Genomic DNA, 18,840 nt, shown 5'->3' with positions numbered 1-18,840 from the left:
CTCTGCTGCTCCCTTCTTCGCTACTCGCTATTCGCTATTCGCTATTCCCTATTCGCTGCTCTCTACTCGCCCTTCCCCCTCCACCGCCGCACAGCCATGCTCGAAAATTTCAGTTTCCGCACCATCGTCGAATATCTGCCTTTGTTCGGGCAGGGCCTGGTCACGACCGTCTGGCTGTCGGCGATTTCCTTTGTCGGCGCGCTCGTCGTCGGCATCGTGCTGTGCGCCATGAATTTGCAGCGCGGCTGGCTGTTTCGCGCGCCGGCCAAGGCCTATATCGACGCCGTGCGTGCCACGCCCCTGCTGGCGCAGCTCTATTTCCTCTATTTCGGCTTGCCCCGGCTCGGCTTCGTGCTGCCGGAGCTCGTTGTCGGCATCCTCGCTTTGTCGCTCAACAGCGGCGCCTATATCGCCGAGATCATTCGCGCCGGCATCCTGTCGATCCCGCGCGGCCAGGTCGAGGCCAGCGTCGCTTCCGGCATGACCTATGTCCAGCGCATGCGCCTGGTCGTGCTGCCACAAGCCTTCAAGGTGACGATCCCGCCGCTGCTCGGCCAGGCGATCGTGCTGGTCAAGGATTCCGCCCTGCTGTCGCTGATCTCGGTTGCCGAACTGACCCGCGCCGGGCAACTGCTGGCGTCCGACCGCTTCATGCCGGCGGAGGGCTTTCTCACCATCGCCGCCTTCTACCTCCTGCTCTACTACGGCCTGAAGGGACTGGCCGTTGTCTCCAGCCGCTGGCTCGGCTCGGCGGGAGCGCGCGCATGATCTGGCAACAATTCCTCAGCCTCGCCGGCTCCTATCCGCTGGCCCTGCGCGGCTTGGGCATGACCGTGGTGCTGTCGCTGATCAGCCTGGTGCTCGGCACCCTGCTCGGCTTCGGCCTCGGCATCCTGCGCACCGGCGGCAACAGGCTGATCTCGGGCATCATCGGCGCTTGGGTCGACCTCATCCGCGGCACGCCGTTCCTGGTGCAGATCTTCCTGATCTTCTTCATCCTGCCGGAGTTCGGCATCGAGCTCGACGCCTTCACCGCCGGCATCATCGCGCTGACCAATCTCGCCGCCTGCTTCATCTGCGAGATCGTCGCGGCCGGCATCCGTTCCGTGCCGACCGGCCAGGTCGAGGCAGCACTGGCATCCGGCCTGTCGCGCTGGCAGCGCATGCGCCAAGTGGTGCTGCCGCAGGCGATGCGCATCGTGCTGCCGCCGCTGGTCGGCCAATATGTGCTGCTGATCAAGGATTCGTCCGTTGTCTCGGCGATCGGCCTGACCGACCTCACCCGCGTCGGCTGGCTGGTGGTGCAGCGTGTGCCCAACGGCCTCTTGGTCTTCTTCCTGGTCGGCGTCGGCTATTTCATCGTCTGCTATCCGCTGATCATGCTGGCACGCCGGCTCGAGCGCCGCATGGGCGCGGCGCATGGCGAGGTGCAGCTGTGACAGTCAACTCCAAAGGTCCGGCCAATATGACCCAACCAAATCCGACCAAGACCGGCCCAGCCAAAACCGGGATGATCGACTTTCGCGGCGTCAACAAATGGTTCGGCGCGCTCAACGTGTTGAAGGACATCACGCTGAGCGTCGAGCCGCGCGAAGTGGTCGTCGTCTGCGGCCCGAGCGGCTCCGGCAAGAGCACGCTGATCCGCTGCATCAACGGCCTGGAGACGATCAAGGACGGCGACCTCATCGTCGACGGCCAACGTGTCGGCGACCCCGCCACCAACATGACGCAGCTGCGCACCGAGATCGGCTTCGTCTTCCAGTCGTTCAACCTCTACCCGCACAAGACCGCGCTCGAAAACGTCACGCTGGCCCCGATCCATGTCCGCAAGATCCCGCGCGCCGAGGCAGAAAAGGCCGGGCGCGACTTGCTGGCCAAGGTCGGGCTGGCCGACAAGGTCAACGCCTATCCCGCACAACTCTCCGGCGGCCAGCAGCAGCGCGTGGCGATCGCGCGGTGCCTGGGCATGCGGCCCAAGATCATGCTGTTCGACGAACCGACCTCGGCGCTCGACCCCGAGATGATTTCGGAAGTGCTCGACGTCATGGTGGCGGTGGCCGAGGAAGGCATGACCATGATGGTGGTGACTCATGAGATGGGCTTTGCCCGCAAGGTCGCCCAGCGCGTGGTGTTCATGGACGCCGGCGCCATCGTCGAAAGCGGCACGCCCGACGAATTCTTCTCACACCCCAGGACCGACCGCAGCCGGGCTTTCCTGAGCAAGATTCTCAGGCATTGAAGTGGCGACGGGAGCGCCTTCTCGGCGCATCCCGTCAATCTATCCGGCGGCCGCTGGCGTTACCTTGCGATGGGCCTGTGCGCCGTTCGGGCGCGATGTTCAGTCCGGTCGTGGGTCGTCGTACCAGGCGACCGACTGCCCTTCCGCCGCAAGCGAAAGGGCAAACCGTCCCGGAGCGGCTCAAGCCGCCGTCGGGTAATCCGTATAGCCCCTGGCGTCGCCGCCATAGAACGTCGCCTTGTCGGGAGCGTTCAGTTCGGCATTGCGCTTCAGTCGGCTGACGAGGTCGGGATTGGCGATGAACAGCTTGCCGAACGCGACAAGGTCGGCATAGCCATCCCCGACGGCCTTTTCAGCCAAGTCCTTGTCATAGCCGTTGTTCACCAGCCAGGCCCCGGCGCCGCCGGCCTGGCGATAGGTGGCCTTGAGCTCCGCATAGTCGAACGGCCTGTCGCCCTGGCGGAAGTCGCGCGCGCCGCCGGTGGCGCCTTCGACGATATGGACATAGGCAAGGCCGCGGCTGCCCAGCCCCGCCACGACATGATTGAACAGCGGCTGCGGATCGGCGTCCGAAGCGTCGTTGGCGGGCGTTACCGGCGAGAGCCTGATTCCGGTCCTGCCGGCGCCGACGGCGCCCGTGACCGCGTCGACCACCTCGAACAATAGGCGCGCCCTATTCTCGATGGAACCGCCATAATCATCGCCGCGATGGTTAGTGCCCGAGCGCAGGAACTGGTCCAGGAGATAGCCGTTGGCACCGTGGATCTCGACGCCGTCGAAACCCGCCACCTCGATCGCCGCCTTGGCGGCGCGGCGGAAATCATCAACGATGCCGGGCAGTTCGGCCGTTTCCAGCGCGCGCGGCTCGGAGGTCTCGGCGAACTCGCCGCTGCCATCCGGCTTGACCAGGAAAGTCTTGGAGTTTGCCCTGATCGCCGATGGCGCCACCGGCTTGCCGCCGCCGGGCTGCAGCGTGGTGTGCGAGATGCGTCCGACGTGCCAGAGCTGCACCACGAGCTTGCCGCCGCCCTTGTGAACGGCGTCGGTGACGCGCTTCCAGCCGGCCAGTTGATCTTCGCCATAAAGGCCGGGCACGTTGGCGTAGCCTTGGCCCTGATGGCTGATGGCCGTGGCTTCGGTCACGATTAGACCGGCCGTGGCGCGCTGGCTGTAATAGGTCACCGAGAGGTCGCCGGGCACCGCATTGGGCGAGCGATTGCGCGTCAGCGGCGCCATGACGATGCGGTTCGCCAGCGCAAGATCGCCGGCCCGCAAGGGATCAAAGAGGGTGGTCATGAGAAATGCCTTTCATGCATTCGGGGGGGGAGGATCGTCAGAGATCGGAATCGTCAGAGATCGGACAAGGCGGCCTGGAAGGCGGCGATGGTTTCTTCGTTGCGCTTGTAGAACACCCATTGGCCGACCCGCCGCGTCGTCACGAGGTCGGCCGACGCCAGCGTCGCCAGATGCGCGGAGACACTGGACTGCGCCAGGCCGCGATGGTCGAACTGGCTGGCGCAGACACCCATTTCGAGCGGATGCGCCTGCGCGGCGAAGTGCTGTTCAGGCTCCTTCAGCCACGCCAGGACATCGCGTCGAAACGGATGCGCCAGTGCCTTCAATATGATGTCGTGGTCCATCTTCACCTCGCATCGATCTCAACCGATATATAGATCGGGTGGAGCCGATATGGCAGGAAATCCATGCCATTTTTCGGGGTGATCGGAGCATGGCGCTCTCTGAACGCTGCAAGGAACCGGAAACTCGCCGCCGGGCGCGAGCCCAGCGAATGCGCCTCTATCCCGTCACACGACCGCCAGGACCTTGCCCGTATCGTGCTGGCGCACGAAATCCACGCGTTTGCCGTCCCAGTGATAGGAGTAGTGCCGGCCCTGCACCGGAACGGGAATGACATCGGGCCAGAAGATGCCGATGCATTGGCCCTCCGGCATGCGCACGCTGTTCCAGAGAAGCCCGTCGCTGCCTTGCGCCCGCAGCGCTCGCCCTTCCGCCTGCGAGGCGGTGTAATCGTCGGGATCGAGCACGCCGGGCACCGCGTTGACGTCATCGAGGTCGCGATCGACGCTGCCGATCAGCACGCGAAAGTCGGCCGTCCAGCCCGGATCCTCATTGGTGGCGCGCATGAAGTTCTGGTGGTGGTGGATGGTTTCGGCCAGCGCCACATCCTCGCTGTCGCCGGCATAATAGAGGCCGTAGCTGCCATCGGAAAAACGCCCGGGCCGCAGCGTCGAACAATGCACGAAGGGCGCCATGACGAAGCTGGCGCCCGGGCCGGACACCCGCCTTGCGGCCGCGACCTTGCCGAGGTCGCCGATCTCCAGCCGGATCCGCGGGTTGGTCTTCTCCTCGACGGCGGCCAGCGCCTCCCAGTCGCGCGGATCGGCAATGTCCTCGAACAGGTCGATCGGCGGATGGATGGAGCGGATGATGCGAAACGTCTGGGGCCAGTGGACACGGCGCCGGACCGCAAACCCACTCACCATGCACCACGCTCCGCATCGAGCCATTCGCGCATGGCGGCAAGGTCGGAGATTTCGCCGCGCAGCATCAGGTCGAGCGCCGACTGGCCGCCGAACGTGGCATTGGGCTTGCGTATCCAGGCATAGCCGCGTGCCGGCTCGGTGAAGAGATAGCGCAGGCCCTTATGGATGCCCATCAAATGCGCCATGCGGGTGCGCAAATCGCGGTCGATCCGGCCGATGCCGCCCTCCTTCCAGCGTGCCCAGGTGCGTGCAGACATGCCGCCAAGCAGGATGCAAGCCTCCAAGTCGGTGAGGCCCCACGCCTTGAACAGATTGACGGTGGTGCGCGCCAGCGCGCCCGCCTCTTCTTCCGAAATGGCTGACCCGACCGTGGCCGGCGTCGTGACGATGGACTGAAGCTGCATGTTGCTCACCCTGCTATTGGCAGAGATATAGCATGTATTTGCCAATTGGCAAGGATGAGACCTCAACAGACCAGGGTTCTGGAAAGTCGGCGCCCAGTACCCGCTACCTGCCCAGCACCTTCGCCTTGCCGGCCGGGCTCAGCTCTGACAGATGTTTCTTCAGGCCCAGATCCGGACGTTCGCGCTGTCCCTCATTGCCCTGCCGGGCATTTCTCCCCGTATAGTGACGGGGAGAAAGACGCTGTCATCGGCGCTTTCGCCAATCACCAATGTCGCAAGAAGAGCGCCGAGGCCAACGCAGCTTCCCTTCTCCCCGTCACTATACGGGGAGAAGGTGCCGCAGGCGGATGAGGGGCGGCGCCGGCTTCGAACTATCGACCCCTGGCAGGCGCGCCGCCTGTCGCGGCGCACCTTATCGACGTCTACTCCGCCGCCTCATAGCCCGCGATGCCCTTGATCTCGAGGAAATCCTCCAGCCCGTATTCGGCGTATTCGCGGCCATTGCCCGACTGCTTGTAGCCGCCGAAGGGCAGGCCGGCGTCCCAGGCCGGGTAGTTGATGTAGACATTGCCGGAGCGCATGCGCGCCGCCACGTCGCGGGCCTTCTGGATGTCCTTGGCCTGGATGTAGGAGGCAAGGCCGTAGACGGTGTCGTTGGCCTGCTCGACCGCCTGTTCGACCGTGTCATAGGGCAGGATCGCCAGCACCGGCCCGAAGATCTCTTCGCGCGCGATGCGCATGTCGTGGGTGACGTCGGCGAATACGGTCGGCCTGACATAGTAGCCGCGGTTGAGTTCGGCCGGGCGGCCGGGGCCGCCGGCGACCAGCGTCGCACCCTCGTCGATGCCGGCCTGGATCAGATCCTGGATCTTGTCGAACTGGATCTGGCTGACGACAGGGCCAAGCTTGGTGTTGGCGCCGTCGGCCGGGCCGACCACGAACTTTTCCGCGGCCGCCTTGGCATAACCGGCGGCCTCGTCGTGGCGGTCGCGCGGCACGAACATGCGGGTCGGCGCATTGCAGGACTGACCGCTGTTGCCGAAGCAGCCGGCGACGCCCTTGGTGACGGCGCGGGCGAGATCGACATCCGGGAACAGGATGTTGGCCGACTTGCCGCCCAGTTCCTGGTGCACGCGCTTGACCGTGTCGGCGGCCGCCTTGGCCACCAATATGCCGGCCCGCGTCGAGCCGGTGAACGACATCATGTCGACGTCGGGATGGCTGGACAACGCCTGGCCGACGCCGGGGCCGTCGCCATTGACGAGGTTGAACACACCTTTCGGCACGCCGGCCTCGTCGAGGATCTCGGCGAAGATGATGGCGTCGAGCGGCGCGATCTCGGACGGCTTCAGCACCATGGTGCAGCCGGCGGCGAGCGCCGGGCCGACCTTGCAGGTGATCTGGTTCAGCGGCCAGTTCCACGGCGTGATCAGGCCGACGACGCCGATCGGCTCCTTGACGATCAGCGAAGACCCTTTGACGTGGCGGAACTGGAATGTCTTCAGCGTCTCCGCCATCTTCTCCAGATGCGCCTGGCCGACGCCGACCTGGCTGTCGAGCGCCATCTGGCGCGGCGCGCCCATCTCGCGCGACACGGCGAGCGCCAGGTCCCTGGAGCGCTTCTTGTAGACCGCGATGATGCGGTTCAGGATGTCGAGGCGCTCTTCCACCGAGGTGAAGCCGAATGTGTTGAAAGCGCGCTTGGCGGCGGCAACCGCCTTGTCGACATCGGCCTTGGAGCCGAGCGAGATCTGCGCGAAGGCGTCCTCGGTCGACGGATCGATGACGTCGAGCGTGCTGGGCACGACAGGATCCACCCACGCGCCGTCAATGTAGAACTGCAGATTGTGTGACATGGTTTCTCCTTGGGGGCGCCGGATGGCCGTTCCGGCCGTCATATCCATTCAGAAATAACGATGCACAAACGCCGCTGTCAAACGCAACCCCCGAAATGGTTAAGCCAGCGCGCCAGTCATTGAGCCAGAGGCGTTGGGCCAGCGAACCCCGCCGTTTCGATGGCGTAGGATCATGACAGCAGCGTGTGTCCGGCCTCCACCAGATGCTGTCGCGCCGCATCCTGATCCGTCGCTTTCACCAGCAGGTGATCGCCGTCGAACGTGGACACCAGGAAGATGCCCAGCTCGTTTTCCGACAGCGGCTGGATGACCGACAGCACGATGCCGGTTTCGTCGAAGGCAAAGGGCCCCTGCAATTTGAAGGCGACCCAGTCGCCATCGTGCTTGACCGTGCCTGGAACGCGATCCTGCAGGCAGGTGATCGAGAGCTCGTCGTCGGTCCTGGTGATGCTGACGAAGCCCGGCCCGTCCGCCCAGCCGGGAATGCTGTCGCCCGCTCCGAGCCGCGAAACCGCGTACGACCCGGGAAGCTGCCTCAGTTTGACCTTGGCCGCCATCGTCGTATCCATGCCTCCGATTCGTCCGCTATCGCGTCAATCTCTTGCTCATATAGACCGTCATGCCGCCCATGAACGGCTCCTCCCGGTCGATCGTATAGCCATGCTTTTTGTACAACAACACATTGGCCTCGAAGGCGCCATTGGTCAGCAGGCGCAACTCCGGGCGGCCCGCTTCAAGCGCCCTCTGCTCGGCCCGCTCCAGCAGCAGCCGGCCGATCCCCCTGCCCTGCGCCTGCGGCGCGACGCAGACATTCTCGATCCACAGATGGTCGTCGGCCAGCATGGTTTCGATCATGCCGACGATACGGCCGTCGGCGACGGCGAGCTCGAACGGATGCTCGGCAACAGCCTTGTCATAGTCGGCGCGCATCGGCAGCGGCTCGCGGCCGATCACCGGCACCCATTTGCCATAGGCCGCGCGCACAATGTCCCTGATCGCGAGGGCGTCAGCGGTTTCGGCCGGCCGAAACCGGATGGAATTGTTTGTCATCAAGATGCTCCAGGCATGAAAAACCCCACCGGCGTTGTCGCGGGCGGGGCTGGAAACGAACGAACCGGCTTTATTGTGCCGGGTTTTGTCGTCGCGCAATCAGCTTGCCGCTCCGTGCTAGACGGCGGCGTCGCTGGGTGTTGGTGGGCGCGAGGGCGAACATGACGCCAAGCTGGCGCAGGAAGCGTACGGCTGTCAAGGTCGGGCGAACTTGTGGCGGAGACCACTCAATTGCCAAAGCTGGCGCCGCCCCTCATCGCCCTGCCGGGCACTTCTCCCCGTATAGTGACGGGGAGAAGGGGCTGGCGGCAACGACGGCGCCCTCCTTGCAGCGTTGAAGATTGGCGAAATCGGCGATGGCAGCGACCCTCTCCCCGTCATTATACGGGGAGAGGATGCCGGCAGGCAGGTGAGGGGCAGCGCCGGCGTTCAGAGAAGGTGACGGGCAAATTCGAAATCCGAAGCGATCGCTCAGTTCCAATACTCCTGCGCCGTCGGCCGAAACAGGATCTCATTGATATCGACCTCGTCCGGCTGGCTCATGGCGAACACCACCGCCCTGGCGAAGGAACCGGCGGGGATGGCCACCCGGTCGTAGAGCGCGCGCACCCCTTCCGCGACATCGGGCTCCTTCCGTCTCAGCGGTCGATCCGTGCCGCCTGTTGCGGCGAGTAGCGCTCTCCCTGCACGGCGATCGCCGAGACCGCGCGCTCGATGTCGGCAAGATCGTGCGCCGTCAGCGCAACCGTGGCCGATCCGATGTTCTCCTCGAGGCGGTTGAGCTTCGTCGTGCCGGGGATCGGAACGATCCAGGGTTTTTGCGCCAGCAGCCAGGTAAGCGCGACCTGCGCCGGGGTCACCTGCTTCTGCGCCGCGATCGCGATGATCGCGTCGACCAGCGCCTGGTTGGCCTTGCGCGCCTCTTCCGCGAAACGCGGCACGGTGTTGCGGAAGTCGCTGCTGTCGAACCTCGTATCGGCATTGATGGCGCCGGTCAGGAAACCCTTGCCCAGCGGGCTGAACGGCACGAAGCCGATGCCCAGTTCCTCAAGCACCGGCAGGATCGCCTCCTCGGGTTCGCGCCACCACAGCGAGTATTCGCTTTGCAGCGCCGCGACCGGCTGCACCGCGTGGGCGCGGCGGATGGTGCGCACGCCCGCCTCGGAGAGGCCGAAATGCTTGACCTTGCCTTGGCCGATCAGGTCCTTGACCGCACCCGCCACCTCTTCGATCGGCACCACGGGATCGACGCGGTGCTGGTAGAGAAGGTCGATGCGGTCGGTCCTCAGCCGCTTGAGCGAGGCTTCGACGACGTCGCGAATATGCTGCGGCCGGCTGTCCATGCCCTCATGTCCGGCGGTGCCGGCGATGTCGATGCCGAATTTGGTGGCGATCACCACCTGGTCGCGGATCGGCTCCAGAGCCTCGCCGACGACCTCCTCGTTCTTGAACGGTCCATAGACCTCGGCGGTGTCGAAGAAGGTGATGCCGCGCTCGAACGCCGAGCGGATCAGCCGAACGGCATCCGCCGTCTCCATCGGCTGCCCGTAGGACTGGCTCATGCCCATGCATCCCAGCCCGATAGCGGAGACTTCGAGGCCGCTGTTTCCAAGTGTGCGCTTTTGCATTTCAATTCTCCTTCGGTGTGATCCGCACCGTGGCGGCGCGGGCGCGCGCCGCGATCATCGGCGCGAGATAAGGGCTGGCTGTGTATTTCGCCCGGTAGGCGTCATCGATGCGGGCGTTGACGGTTCCCTCGACGGCTTCGAAGGCAACGTCCCTGGTCATGCCGGCGGCAGTGATGCGTCCGGCCTTCTGCCTGATCGCGGCCTGATACCAGCGCGACTGCTGGCCATTGTAGCCGCGCACATAAAGCGCGCCATCGGCAACGACCGACCGGATCCAGGTCGGCGTGCCCGGGGTCACGCCGTCATCGCGCAAAGGCGAAATATGCAGATCGTCGGTTGCCGCGATCCTTTCGAGTTCGTCCTTCGCCCAGGGCATTTTCCTATTCCTTTTTCTCGGCGTCGGCCTGCTCGAAGACCTTTCGGGCAATGCCGATCGCGGTGCTTGCAACGGGCCATCCGGCGTAAAAGGCGAGATGCGTGATGGTTTCGATGAGTTCGTCGCGGGTGACGCCATTGTCGAGCGCCCGCTTCATGTGGAAAGGCATTTCATTGATCCGGTAGCCCGAGATCAGGCTGCTGACGGTGACGAGGCTGCGGTCGCGCGGCGAGAGGCCGGGCCGCTTCCAGACGTCGCCGAACAACACCTCGTCGGTGTATTTTCCGAGCGCGGGTGCGATATCGGAGAACGGATTCCTGTGCGGCACTGGTGCATCGGTCATGGTGCTTTCCTTCGTTGCGGCATGGGTTCGAGCGCAAGGCGCTGATGCTTGCTCAAACCCCGTATTGTTCGTCGGTAACATGCTCCATCCAGTCGACGACCGTGCCATCGAGGGCTTCGGCGATGGCGATGTGGCTCATCGCCGTAGTCGGTGCCGCGCCATGCCAGTGCTTCTCGCCGGGCGCGAACCAGACGATGTCGCCGGGGTGGATCGGCTCGACCGGTCCGCCCTCACGCTGGGCCAGGCCGGCGCCCGACAGCACGATCAGCGTCTGGCCGAGCGGATGCGTGTGCCAGGCCGTGCGCGCACCCGGCTCGAACGTCACCGTGGCGCCACCCACGCGGGCCGGTTCGCTGCCCTTGAAGGGCGCATCGACGCGCACGGTACCGCTGAAATAATCGGCGGCGCCCTTTACGGAAGGCTGCGAACCGCTTCGCTTGATGTCCATGGTTTTCCTTCTCCACGCCGTTGCTGGGCGACGCACTCGCCATCTGGGCCGCCGCTCCTGGGCACGCGATCGTGATGGCGTCTATTTAGCGCCTGCGATTGGTCCGGATTAGGTGCTATATCCGGCATGTACTTATGAGGAAAGCTCATCAATGCCGCGAGACAATCTGAACGAGCTGACCGCCTTCCTCGCCGTCGCGCGCGAAAAAAGCTTCACCCGGGCGGCGGCACAGCTCGGCGTCTCGCAATCGGCGCTCAGCCACACGGTGCGCGCTCTGGAAGAGCGGCTCGGCGTGCGCCTGCTCACCCGCACCACGCGCAGCGTGTCGCCCACCGAGGCCGGCGAGCGCCTGATGCGCTCCGTCGGGCCGAGGCTCGACGAGATCGAGGCCGAGCTCGCCGCGCTCAGCGCCTTGCGTGAAAAGCCCGCCGGCACCATCCGCATCACCGCCGGCGAGCACGCCGCCGAAGCGGTGCTGTGGCCGGCGATATCGAGGCTTTTGCCCGACTATCCCGACATCAAGGTCGAGATCATCGTCGACTACGGCCTGACCGATATCGTCGCCGAGCGCTACGACGCCGGCGTGCGGCTTGGCGAACAAGTGGCGCACGACATGATCGCGGTGCGCATCGGCCCGGACATGCGCATGGCCGTGGTCGGTTCGCCTGCCTATTTCGCCAGGCAGCCGAAGCCGCGCGTGCCGCAGGACCTGACCAACCACAATTGCATCAACCTGCGCCTGCCGACCTATGGCGGGCTCTATGCCTGGGAATTCGAAAGGGCCGGGCGCGAGCTGAAGGTGCGCGTCGAGGGCCAGCTGATCTTCAACACGGCAGGGCTGCGCTTGAATGCGGTGCGCGCCGGCCTCGGCCTCGCCTATCTGCCCGAGGACCAGCTGCGCGCGCCGCTTGCCAGCGGCGAGCTGGTGCGGGTGCTGGCCGACTGGTGCCCACCCTTCCCCGGCTACCACCTCTATTACCCCAGCCGCCGCCAGACCACGCCCGCCTTCTCGCTGCTGGTCGATGCGCTGCGCTATCGCGGTTGATCGATCTGGACTGCGCCGGCAGTCGTTCTATCTTCGCGATCGGGCGTGATCTTTCCAAAACCCCGGAGCATCGCCGTGACCGAGACCGACCTCTACCGAGGCTATATCGACTGCCTCAACAACCAGGATTGGCAAAGGCTGCATCGCTTCGTCCATGACGAGGTCCACTACAACAGTGAGCGCGTCGGCCTTTCAGGCTACCGCGCCATGCTGGAGCGGGATTTCCGCGAAATTCCGGACCTCTATTTCGACGTTCAGCTGCTGGTCTCCGAACCGCCCTTCATCGCCAGCCGCATCCAGTTCAACTGCACGCCGAAGGGAACCTTCTTCGGCCTGCCCATCAACGGCAAAAAGGTCTCGTTCAGCGAGAATGTGTTCTATGAATTTCTGAACGACCGGATCAGGAACGTCTGGTCGGTCATCGACAAGGCGGCGATCGAAGCGCAGCTTTGACACGCATGATCTCGCGAAGGTGCCAGGAATCATGCGGGCTGTCAGTCGTCCTTGCAGCCGGTGGTAAACTTGCCTACCTTGTGTAGCAGGAGAACACAGATGGCCAATGTCGAGAAAGTGAGCGTTGCCCTCACCCCTGAAATGGCAAGCATGATGCGCGAAGTCGTCGCGGCGGGTGAATATGCCTCGGCGAGCGAGGTCATGCGTGAAGCATTGCGCGAATGGAAGTTTCGCCGGATACAGCGTGACCAGGCCGTCGACGAGTTGGGCCGACTTTGGGATGAAGGCATGGCAAGCGGCAATGCCGTCGACGGAGACGAAGCCTTCGCCCGGATCAAAAGCAAGCTCGATGCAAGGATCGCCGAGCGCACGTCGCGATGACGCTGCGCCTACGACCGGAAGCCGAAGCGGATATCGAAGCCGTCGCGCTCTATATCGCCGAGGACAGTCCTTCGGCGGCACTGCGCTGGTATGACGAAATCCATGCCCATTGCCAGCGGATCGCCGACATGCCGGGAATGGGTGTTGCCCGGCCAGACGTGCGCGCTGGCCTGCGCACGTTCCCCGCAGGAAACTACCTGATCCTCTATCGCCAGATCGACGACGGCGCGGAGATTGTGCGCGTGGTTCATGGCGCGCGTCGGTGGCAGGAATTGTTGTAGCCGAACTGGTCCTTCACTACGATCGTTCGTAAAAATCGATCATTCCAACCATAACAATTCGTTGGAAAGATCGATTATGAAATGGCATTCCTCCGGCGTACCCGCCTGGAGCATTGCATTGTCTTCCCTTACCCACATCGCGAACGATATTCCGAAAAGCACAATTTCCGCCGATCTGGCCGCTGGCCGCAAGCGGCTCGATTCGGTGTGGAACGGCATCATTCCCGGCATCGTGCTGGTGGCGATGATCACAGCCGTGGCCTTCTCGGCGCACAATGTCTCCGGCTTTGCCTTGTTCAGCCCTATGATCCTGGCCGTCGTCGCCGGCATGGTCTATTCCAACGTGCTCGGCACGCCGGCGCATGCCAAGGCGGGCATCGCCTTCTCGCAAAAGCGCCTGCTGCGCTTTGCCATCGTGCTGCTCGGCTTCCAGCTGACGCTCGGCCAGGTCGTCTCGATCGGCGCCGGCGGCGTCGGCATCGTGGCGGCGACGCTCGGCGCCACCTTCCTGTTCACCATCACGCTCGGCCGGCTGATCGGCGTCGACCGCAAGCTGGCGCAGTTGATTGCCGCCGGCACCTCGATCTGCGGCGCCTCGGCCATCATCGCCACCAACATCGTCACCGATGCGCGCGACGAGGACGTCACCTATGCCGTCGCCTCGATCACCTTGTTCGGCACCGTCGCCATGCTCGGCTTCCCGCTGCTCGCCCCTGCCCTCGGCCTCGACCAGCATGCGTTCGGCCTGTGGGCCGGCGCCTCCATCCACGAGGTGGCGCAGGTCATCGGCGCAGGCTTCCAGAACGGCACCCAGTCCGGCGAGATCGCCACCGTCGCCAAGCTGACGCGCGTTGCCATGCTGGCGCCGATGGTCATCGCACTCGGCCTGATGGCGCGCCGCAAGGCGAGCGGCGACCAGCAGGCCGCGCGGCCGCCCATGCCGTGGTTCGTCGCCGCCTTCGTCGCCGTCGTGGCGCTGAACAGCCTGATCACCGTGCCGGCCGAAGTGAAGGCGGCAATGGCGCTCGCCACCACCATCATGCTGACCATGGGGCTCGCCGCCATGGGCCTGCGGGCCGACATCTCGCAGCTGCGCTCGCGCGGCCTGCGCCCGCTGGCGCTCGCCTTCTCGGCCTTCCTGTTCATCGGCTGCTTCAGCCTGATGCTGGTGAAGTTCGCAGGCTGATCAGTCCTCGAACGAGCTCGCAGCGGCATAGATCGCCGCCAGCATTTCGATACCCGCCTGATCGGCCTTGTCGAAGCGGCCGGGCAGCGGGCTGTCGAGATCGAGCACGCCGAAGACGCCTTCATCGTCCTCCAGCAGCACCACCAGTTCCGAACGCGAGTCGGCGTCGCAGGCGATGTGGCCGGGAAAATCGTGCACGTCCTTGATCAGCATCGAGGTGCCGAGTTCAACCGCCGTTCCGCACACCCCCTTGCCGACGGCGATGCGCACGCAGGCAGGCTTGCCCTGGAACGGTCCCAGCACCAGCTCCTCGTCCGAGGCCAGGAAATAGAAACCGGCCCAGTTGAGGTCCGGCACCATCTGGAAGATCAGCGCCGCGGTGTTGGCGGCATTGGCGATCGAATCGCTTTCGCCGTCGAGCAGCGCTTTCAGCTGAGCGGCGAGGTCGCGGTAGAACGCGGCCTTGTCGGAGGTGTCGATGGCCTTGGCCGCAAACATGGCTTGTCTCCGAATTGAGAAAACGCGGTTCCGTTTCCGCAAGCTCTCTGCACCAAACGACCATCGGACGATACTAGCTTGAATTCCAGTCGCCGCGAAAGTCGGAAGAAGATGTCTGTCCGACACTCGGCAGCACGGCATCGAACCGTGCTGCCTTGATCAAGACGGCGAGCCATCAGCCGGCGGGTTTGTACGAGCCGGCAGCCTTCTTGGCGGCCGCGAGCACTGCCTTCATGTCGAGTTCTTCCAGGACAACCATCTCGGTCAGCGAGCCGCTCGCTCGCACCGCAAGGGACATGCCGATTCCCGCTGACTGGTCCGGCACCTCGCCATTGACAACGACGTCATAGATGCCGCGCGTGAACATCACGCTGGTCATCTTGCCGCCAACGCTTTCAAAAAGCGCCTTGACCGCAGCCTGCCTGTCCGACCCCTGCATCAATCCTTTGGCGGCATGAGGCGCATAGTTTGCCAAGATCGTCACTTTCATGGGTATTTCCTCCAAATGTCATTGTCTCGTGCCGCTCCATATTCGAGCCGCACGGAGTGATTTATTTTTCGGAACAATTGCAGGCGCCCTGGGACGCGTTGGCGGCCAAGGGCTCGCTGCCACCCAAATATGCGCTGAAGCTAATATAATGACAATACCGGACACGCCGATCGGGCCGACGGGATGTTGTCTGGCTGGACCAAAGCTCGGCCAACGGCATCGAGCTCGCGCCGTTGATGGGCGATGTGGCGCTGACGGCCGGCGGCGTCGCGGCGCAGCCTTACATCGGACGCTTCGGCTCGCCCTTTTGTGGCGTTGCGGTATCTGAATCCGATTTCTTGTGCTTGTCGGCGGCAATCCTGCGGATGCGGTCGAAGCGGCTCTCTTCGGTGGTTTCGGTCGTGACGACCGTCTGTGGCTTCTGCGCGAACACGATCATGGATCGATCTCCTGGGCTAGAGGCCTGTGCGCCGGGAGCGGCCCCCGGCGGTAATATCCGGCTCCTGGAACCGGCGTGGATGCAGCTCAGGCCCGGGAGGCGGCTTCGATGAAGCCACCCCCCGCTGAATCGTTAGTAGCCGCCCATGCCGCCGCCGCCACCGGCAGGCGCCGCATCCTTGGCCGGGATGTCGGTGATCATGGCTTCGGCGGTGATCAGGAGTGCTGCGATCGAGCCGGCGTCCTGCAATGCGGTGCGCACCACTTTCGCCGGATCGACGATGCCGGCCTTGATCATGTCGACATAGGTCTCGTTCTGGGCGTCAAAGCCCTGATTGTGATCCTTGCTGTCGGCGAGCTTGCCGACCACGATCGAACCTTCGACGCCGGAATTCTCGGCGATCTGGCGGATCGGCGCTTCAAGCGCGCGCAGCACGATCGAAATACCGGCGGTGACATCGGCATTGGCGCCGTTGAGGCCGGCCAGCGCCGACCGGGCGCGCAGCAAAGCCACGCCGCCGCCGGGCACGATGCCTTCCTCGACCGCCGCGCGCGTCGCATTCAGCGCGTCGTCGATGCGGTCCTTCTTTTCCTTCACTTCCGACTCGGTGACGCCACCGACACGGATGACGGCAACGCCGCCCGACAGCTTGGCCAGCCGCTCCTGCAGCTTTTCCTTGTCGTAATCTGAGGTCGTCTCCTCGATCTGGCCCTTGATCTGGGCGACGCGCGCCTGGATCGTCGCCTTGGTGCCGGCGCCATCGATGATCGTGGTGGTGTCCTTCTCGATCAGCACGCGCTTGGCGCGGCCGAGCATCTCGATGGTGACGTTTTCGAGCTTGATGCCGAGATCCTCGGAAATCATCTGGCCGGATGTCAGCACGGCGATGTCTTCCAGCATCGCCTTGCGGCGGTCGCCGAAGCCCGGCGCCTTGACGGCAGCGACCTTGAGGCCGCCGCGCAATTTGTTGACGACCAGCGTGGCCAGAGCCTCGCCTTCGACGTCCTCGGAGATAATCAGCAGCGGCCTGCCGCTCTGCACCACCGCTTCGAGGATCGGCAGCATCGCCTGCAGATTGCCGAGCTTCTTCTCGTGGAGGAGCACATAGGGCTCTTCGAGCTCGACACGCATCTTGTCGGCATTGGTGACGAAATACGGGCTGAGATAGCCGCGGTCGAACTGCATGCCTTCGACGACATCGAGTTCGGTTTCGGCGGTCTTGGCTTCCTCGACGGTGATGACGCCGTCATTGCCGACCTTGTCCATCGCCTTGGCGATCATCTCGCCGACGGTGGCGTCGCCATTGGCGGCGATGGTGCCGACCTGGGCGATCTCGGCCGACGACTTGACTTTCTTGGCCTTCGCCTTGATCTCGACGACCACGGCGGCGACCGCCTGGTCGATGCCGCGCTTCAGGTCCATCGGGTTCATGCCGGCGGCAACAAGCTTGGCGCCTTCGCGCAGGATCGAGGCGGCCAGCACGGTCGCGGTGGTGGTGCCGTCGCCGGCCAGGTCGTTGGTCTTGGAGGCCACTTCGCGCACCATCTGCGCGCCCATGTTCTCGAACTTGTCGGCAAGCTCGATTTCCTTGGCGACGGTGACGCCGTCCTTGGTGATGCGCGGCGCGCCATAGGCCTTGTCGATGATGACGTTGCGGCCCTTGGGGCCGAGCGTGACCTTCACCGCATTGGTGAGGATCTCGACGCCGCGCAGCATGCGGTCACGCGCGTCGGTGGCGAATTTGATTTCCTTGGCAGACATTTTTTCAATCCCGTTCGAATTTGGAGTGGACGAACCCCGCGCGGAAGGCGCGGCGCTCCAGTCAGGCGGCCTTCTTGGCTTCGACGCTCTTCTCGATCACGCCCATAATGTCGGCTTCCTTCATGATCAGAAGGTCCTCACCGTCGATCTTGACCTCGGTGCCCGACCATTTGCCGAACAGGATCAGGTCGCCGGCCTTGACGTCGAGCGGCACAAGCGCGCCGTTTTCGTCGCGTGCGCCGGGGCCGATGGCGATGACTTCGCCCTCCTGCGGCTTTTCCTTGGCATTGTCGGGAATGATGATGCCGCCCTTGGATTTGGTATCGCCTTCGGCGCGCCGGATGACGACGCGGTCGTGGAGTGGCCGAAACTTCATGAAAACTTCTTTCTGGGGCCGGCTTAGGCGGCCGCGCCCTTATATAGGCGCTTTGGCACTCGATAGATAGGAGTGCCAAAAATTATTCGCGGCCGGAATTAAATATTGAAAAGTATTATTTCGGCCTGCCGTTTCGTGATATCGCAAAGCAGTCAAATAATTCAAAAAATTGAATTTTGCCGGTCGAGTGCCTATTTATCGGACAAGTTCATTTTCACGATTCCAGGCACCAAGGAGATTTATGCGATGGCCGACGGCAATCAGACGATCATGGAAAAAGCTGAAGCCCGCTTCGTCGACAAGCAGAAGAAGACGGCCGAGCGCAACAAGGCGACAGCCGAGTACATGTCCGAGGCGCGGGCCCGGGAGATCAAGACGGCAAGGCTGCGGGAGTTGCGGCTGGCCAAGGAAGAGGCTGACCGCGTCGCCGAAGCCCTGAACCCGACGCCGAAGAAGAAGCGGGCGACCAAGAAGGCCGCCGCAACGGAGGCAAAAACATGAGCCTGACCTTCCCCAACCGCAGCCGCAGCTATGACGAAGCCGGCAAACGCATCCGCTTCGTCGGCCATGACGGCATGTTCCAGATTTCCTTCTCGGTAGCCGCCGACGCGATGACCAGGATGCAGCCGGCAACCGCGGCCAATGAGGCCGGTTACCTCGCAACATTCGACACGCAGAGCAGCGCCATCCGCGACGTGGCGTCGAAGGCCTATGACCGCACGCGCAAGAGCATGTATGTGCTGACGGCCGACGACTTCGGCTGATCAGCCCTATGCATGTCGCTCAAAAGTGACCCCGGTTTTGAGATAACGACATGCATAGAAACAAAGATCAAAGGTCCATGTCCTCGACCATCGTGCGTATCTTCGCGGCCTTTTCGAAATGGTCGAGGCGGTGGGTCCTGATCCACCATTCCGCTGCTTCCATCAGCAGTTCGGGGTCGTCATTCCTGTTGGCGAAAAACGCGTAGAACGACAGGCCGACGCCAGGGCCTTTCTCGGAAATCTTGCGGTCGCAGACCTCCAGTATCTTTTGCTTCAGGCTGGCTCTCACGGGAATCCTCTTGTTTTTATGCCGCGGGG

At 63.9% G+C, this 18,840-nt stretch carries 27 protein-coding genes and 1 pseudogene; 10 read left to right on the top strand and 18 right to left on the bottom strand.

Annotated elements, in window-relative coordinates; all coding sequences use genetic code 11:
* Positions 1–96 precede the first annotated feature (96 nt).
* The 3 genes from JG746_RS13515 (at position 97) to JG746_RS13505 (ending at position 2,239) form a co-directional block, all read left to right on the top strand.
* The gene (locus JG746_RS13515) at positions 97–768 is read left to right on the top strand and encodes an amino acid ABC transporter permease (RefSeq protein WP_202358574.1); all 672 of its coding nucleotides are present in this window, start codon (positions 97–99) and stop codon (positions 766–768) included.
* On the top strand, positions 765–1,439 hold the full coding sequence (locus tag JG746_RS13510; RefSeq protein WP_115142564.1) for an amino acid ABC transporter permease: 675 nt from the start codon (positions 765–767) through the stop codon (positions 1,437–1,439). Before JG746_RS13515 ends, JG746_RS13510 begins: the two co-directional genes overlap by 4 nt.
* A 71-nt stretch (positions 1,440–1,510) precedes the next feature.
* On the top strand, positions 1,511–2,239 hold the full coding sequence (locus JG746_RS13505; protein ID WP_202359348.1) for an amino acid ABC transporter ATP-binding protein: 729 nt from the start codon (positions 1,511–1,513) through the stop codon (positions 2,237–2,239).
* A gap of 180 nt (positions 2,240–2,419) precedes the next feature.
* On the opposite strand, the gene JG746_RS13500 is transcribed toward JG746_RS13505, so the two are convergent.
* The 12 genes and pseudogenes from JG746_RS13500 to JG746_RS13445 form a co-directional block, all read right to left on the bottom strand.
* Positions 2,420–3,535 carry an alkene reductase gene (locus tag JG746_RS13500; protein ID WP_202358573.1) on the bottom strand — a complete coding sequence of 372 codons (1,116 nt, stop codon included), beginning with the start codon at positions 3,533–3,535 and terminating at the stop codon, positions 2,420–2,422.
* Between the two features lie 53 nt (positions 3,536–3,588).
* Positions 3,589–3,879, bottom strand: coding sequence for an ArsR/SmtB family transcription factor (locus JG746_RS13495; RefSeq protein WP_013894257.1), 291 nt, complete (start codon positions 3,877–3,879; stop codon positions 3,589–3,591).
* 165 nt (positions 3,880–4,044) lie between these two features.
* Positions 4,045–4,743 carry an RES family NAD+ phosphorylase gene (locus tag JG746_RS13490; protein ID WP_202358572.1) on the bottom strand — a complete coding sequence of 233 codons (699 nt, stop codon included), beginning with the start codon at positions 4,741–4,743 and terminating at the stop codon, positions 4,045–4,047.
* Positions 4,737–5,147 carry an MbcA/ParS/Xre antitoxin family protein gene (locus JG746_RS13485; RefSeq protein WP_202358571.1) on the bottom strand — a complete coding sequence of 137 codons (411 nt, stop codon included), beginning with the start codon at positions 5,145–5,147 and terminating at the stop codon, positions 4,737–4,739. Before JG746_RS13485 ends, JG746_RS13490 begins: the two co-directional genes overlap by 7 nt.
* A 422-nt stretch (positions 5,148–5,569) precedes the next feature.
* Positions 5,570–7,003 carry an aldehyde dehydrogenase family protein gene (locus JG746_RS13480; RefSeq protein WP_202358570.1) on the bottom strand — a complete coding sequence of 478 codons (1,434 nt, stop codon included), beginning with the start codon at positions 7,001–7,003 and terminating at the stop codon, positions 5,570–5,572.
* Positions 7,004–7,173: 170 nt separating this feature from the next.
* Positions 7,174–7,560 carry an ACT domain-containing protein gene (locus JG746_RS13475; RefSeq protein ID WP_202358569.1) on the bottom strand — a complete coding sequence of 129 codons (387 nt, stop codon included), beginning with the start codon at positions 7,558–7,560 and terminating at the stop codon, positions 7,174–7,176.
* Between the two features lie 28 nt (positions 7,561–7,588).
* On the bottom strand, positions 7,589–8,056 hold the full coding sequence (locus tag JG746_RS13470) for a GNAT family N-acetyltransferase (protein WP_202359347.1): 468 nt from the start codon (positions 8,054–8,056) through the stop codon (positions 7,589–7,591).
* A gap of 468 nt (positions 8,057–8,524) precedes the next feature.
* Positions 8,525–8,683 (bottom strand): annotated as a pseudogene (locus JG746_RS13465) (oxidoreductase); the annotation flags it as partial.
* A gap of 8 nt (positions 8,684–8,691) precedes the next feature.
* Positions 8,692–9,681, bottom strand: a complete 990-nt coding sequence (locus JG746_RS13460; RefSeq protein WP_202358568.1) for an aldo/keto reductase — start codon at positions 9,679–9,681, stop codon at positions 8,692–8,694.
* 1 nt (position 9,682) lies between these two features.
* Positions 9,683–10,057 carry a DUF2255 family protein gene (locus JG746_RS13455; protein ID WP_202358567.1) on the bottom strand — a complete coding sequence of 125 codons (375 nt, stop codon included), beginning with the start codon at positions 10,055–10,057 and terminating at the stop codon, positions 9,683–9,685.
* Positions 10,058–10,061: 4 nt separating this feature from the next.
* Entirely contained in the window at positions 10,062–10,400 is a 339-nt protein-coding gene (locus JG746_RS13450) for a carboxymuconolactone decarboxylase family protein (protein ID WP_202358566.1), read from the bottom strand.
* A gap of 52 nt (positions 10,401–10,452) precedes the next feature.
* Positions 10,453–10,848 carry a (R)-mandelonitrile lyase gene (locus tag JG746_RS13445; RefSeq protein ID WP_202358565.1) on the bottom strand — a complete coding sequence of 132 codons (396 nt, stop codon included), beginning with the start codon at positions 10,846–10,848 and terminating at the stop codon, positions 10,453–10,455.
* A 151-nt stretch (positions 10,849–10,999) separates the two neighbouring features.
* On the opposite strand from JG746_RS13445, the gene JG746_RS13440 reads away from it, so the two are divergent.
* From JG746_RS13440 to JG746_RS13420, 5 genes are all read left to right on the top strand, one after another.
* A complete protein-coding gene (locus JG746_RS13440; protein ID WP_202358564.1) occupies positions 11,000–11,893 on the top strand; it encodes a LysR family transcriptional regulator in 894 nt (297 codons plus the stop codon).
* Positions 11,894–11,968: 75 nt separating this feature from the next.
* A complete protein-coding gene (locus JG746_RS13435) occupies positions 11,969–12,346 on the top strand; it encodes an ester cyclase (RefSeq protein ID WP_202358563.1) in 378 nt (125 codons plus the stop codon).
* A 99-nt stretch (positions 12,347–12,445) separates the two neighbouring features.
* Entirely contained in the window at positions 12,446–12,727 is a 282-nt protein-coding gene (locus tag JG746_RS13430) for a type II toxin-antitoxin system ParD family antitoxin (protein ID WP_202358562.1), read from the top strand.
* Positions 12,724–13,008, top strand: coding sequence for a type II toxin-antitoxin system RelE/ParE family toxin (locus tag JG746_RS13425; protein ID WP_202358561.1), 285 nt, complete (start codon positions 12,724–12,726; stop codon positions 13,006–13,008). Before JG746_RS13430 ends, JG746_RS13425 begins: the two co-directional genes overlap by 4 nt.
* 118 nt (positions 13,009–13,126) lie before the next feature.
* Positions 13,127–14,194 carry a YeiH family protein gene (locus JG746_RS13420; protein WP_202359346.1) on the top strand — a complete coding sequence of 356 codons (1,068 nt, stop codon included), beginning with the start codon at positions 13,127–13,129 and terminating at the stop codon, positions 14,192–14,194.
* On the opposite strand, the gene JG746_RS13415 is transcribed toward JG746_RS13420, so the two are convergent.
* From JG746_RS13415 to JG746_RS13395, 5 genes are all read right to left on the bottom strand, one after another.
* The gene (locus JG746_RS13415; protein ID WP_202358560.1) at positions 14,195–14,692 is read right to left on the bottom strand and encodes a GAF domain-containing protein; all 498 of its coding nucleotides are present in this window, start codon (positions 14,690–14,692) and stop codon (positions 14,195–14,197) included. It lies immediately after the preceding gene.
* Positions 14,693–14,867: 175 nt separating this feature from the next.
* Positions 14,868–15,182, bottom strand: a complete 315-nt coding sequence (locus JG746_RS13410; protein ID WP_202358559.1) for a GYD domain-containing protein — start codon at positions 15,180–15,182, stop codon at positions 14,868–14,870.
* A gap of 280 nt (positions 15,183–15,462) precedes the next feature.
* Positions 15,463–15,621: a hypothetical protein gene (locus tag JG746_RS13405; protein ID WP_019859659.1), complete on the bottom strand. Its 159-nt coding sequence runs from the start codon at positions 15,619–15,621 to the stop codon at positions 15,463–15,465.
* A 132-nt stretch (positions 15,622–15,753) separates the two neighbouring features.
* Positions 15,754–17,382, bottom strand: coding sequence for a chaperonin GroEL (groL, locus tag JG746_RS13400; RefSeq protein WP_202358558.1), 1,629 nt, complete (start codon positions 17,380–17,382; stop codon positions 15,754–15,756).
* A 61-nt stretch (positions 17,383–17,443) separates the two neighbouring features.
* Positions 17,444–17,758, bottom strand: a complete 315-nt coding sequence (locus tag JG746_RS13395) for a co-chaperone GroES (protein ID WP_202358557.1) — start codon at positions 17,756–17,758, stop codon at positions 17,444–17,446.
* A gap of 246 nt (positions 17,759–18,004) precedes the next feature.
* On the opposite strand from JG746_RS13395, the gene JG746_RS13390 reads away from it, so the two are divergent.
* Together JG746_RS13390 and JG746_RS13385 are read left to right on the top strand one after the other, a co-directional pair.
* Positions 18,005–18,259, top strand: a complete 255-nt coding sequence (locus tag JG746_RS13390) for a hypothetical protein (protein WP_202359345.1) — start codon at positions 18,005–18,007, stop codon at positions 18,257–18,259.
* Entirely contained in the window at positions 18,256–18,522 is a 267-nt protein-coding gene (locus tag JG746_RS13385) for a DUF1488 domain-containing protein (RefSeq protein WP_202358556.1), read from the top strand. Before JG746_RS13390 ends, JG746_RS13385 begins: the two co-directional genes overlap by 4 nt.
* A gap of 67 nt (positions 18,523–18,589) precedes the next feature.
* Here the strand turns inward: JG746_RS13385 and JG746_RS13380 are convergent, their stop codons facing one another.
* A complete protein-coding gene (locus JG746_RS13380) occupies positions 18,590–18,811 on the bottom strand; it encodes a DUF6500 family protein (protein ID WP_202358555.1) in 222 nt (73 codons plus the stop codon).
* Between the last annotated feature and the right edge of the window lie 29 nt (positions 18,812–18,840).

The organism is Mesorhizobium sp. 113-3-3 (genome assembly GCF_016756495.1).
Taxonomy (GTDB): Bacteria; Pseudomonadota; Alphaproteobacteria; order Rhizobiales; family Rhizobiaceae; genus Mesorhizobium.
Note: the sequence above shows the minus strand (reverse complement) of the source record. Positions and strands in the feature narration are given on the sequence as shown.

Coding starts and splice junctions, on each gene's coding strand:
- JG746_RS13455 (WP_202358567.1), bottom strand. CDS start 10,057: ATGCCCTGGGCGAAGGACGAACTCGAAAGGATCGCGGCAACCGACGAT.
- JG746_RS13500 (WP_202358573.1), bottom strand. CDS start 3,535: ATGACCACCCTCTTTGATCCCTTGCGGGCCGGCGATCTTGCGCTGGCG.
- JG746_RS13475 (WP_202358569.1), bottom strand. CDS start 7,560: ATGGCGGCCAAGGTCAAACTGAGGCAGCTTCCCGGGTCGTACGCGGTT.
- JG746_RS13485 (WP_202358571.1), bottom strand. CDS start 5,147: ATGCAGCTTCAGTCCATCGTCACGACGCCGGCCACGGTCGGGTCAGCC.
- JG746_RS13445 (WP_202358565.1), bottom strand. CDS start 10,848: ATGGACATCAAGCGAAGCGGTTCGCAGCCTTCCGTAAAGGGCGCCGCC.
- JG746_RS13385 (WP_202358556.1), top strand. CDS start 18,256: ATGAGCCTGACCTTCCCCAACCGCAGCCGCAGCTATGACGAAGCCGGC.
- JG746_RS13405 (WP_019859659.1), bottom strand. CDS start 15,621: ATGATCGTGTTCGCGCAGAAGCCACAGACGGTCGTCACGACCGAAACC.
- JG746_RS13440 (WP_202358564.1), top strand. CDS start 11,000: ATGCCGCGAGACAATCTGAACGAGCTGACCGCCTTCCTCGCCGTCGCG.
- JG746_RS13410 (WP_202358559.1), bottom strand. CDS start 15,182: ATGAAAGTGACGATCTTGGCAAACTATGCGCCTCATGCCGCCAAAGGA.
- JG746_RS13505 (WP_202359348.1), top strand. CDS start 1,511: ATGATCGACTTTCGCGGCGTCAACAAATGGTTCGGCGCGCTCAACGTG.
- JG746_RS13395 (WP_202358557.1), bottom strand. CDS start 17,758: ATGAAGTTTCGGCCACTCCACGACCGCGTCGTCATCCGGCGCGCCGAA.
- JG746_RS13480 (WP_202358570.1), bottom strand. CDS start 7,003: ATGTCACACAATCTGCAGTTCTACATTGACGGCGCGTGGGTGGATCCT.
- JG746_RS13495 (WP_013894257.1), bottom strand. CDS start 3,879: ATGGACCACGACATCATATTGAAGGCACTGGCGCATCCGTTTCGACGC.
- JG746_RS13390 (WP_202359345.1), top strand. CDS start 18,005: ATGGCCGACGGCAATCAGACGATCATGGAAAAAGCTGAAGCCCGCTTC.
- JG746_RS13415 (WP_202358560.1), bottom strand. CDS start 14,692: ATGTTTGCGGCCAAGGCCATCGACACCTCCGACAAGGCCGCGTTCTAC.
- JG746_RS13510 (WP_115142564.1), top strand. CDS start 765: ATGATCTGGCAACAATTCCTCAGCCTCGCCGGCTCCTATCCGCTGGCC.
- JG746_RS13460 (WP_202358568.1), bottom strand. CDS start 9,681: ATGCAAAAGCGCACACTTGGAAACAGCGGCCTCGAAGTCTCCGCTATC.
- JG746_RS13490 (WP_202358572.1), bottom strand. CDS start 4,743: ATGGTGAGTGGGTTTGCGGTCCGGCGCCGTGTCCACTGGCCCCAGACG.
- groL (WP_202358558.1), bottom strand. CDS start 17,382: ATGTCTGCCAAGGAAATCAAATTCGCCACCGACGCGCGTGACCGCATG.
- JG746_RS13425 (WP_202358561.1), top strand. CDS start 12,724: ATGACGCTGCGCCTACGACCGGAAGCCGAAGCGGATATCGAAGCCGTC.
- JG746_RS13450 (WP_202358566.1), bottom strand. CDS start 10,400: ATGACCGATGCACCAGTGCCGCACAGGAATCCGTTCTCCGATATCGCA.
- JG746_RS13430 (WP_202358562.1), top strand. CDS start 12,446: ATGGCCAATGTCGAGAAAGTGAGCGTTGCCCTCACCCCTGAAATGGCA.
- JG746_RS13515 (WP_202358574.1), top strand. CDS start 97: ATGCTCGAAAATTTCAGTTTCCGCACCATCGTCGAATATCTGCCTTTG.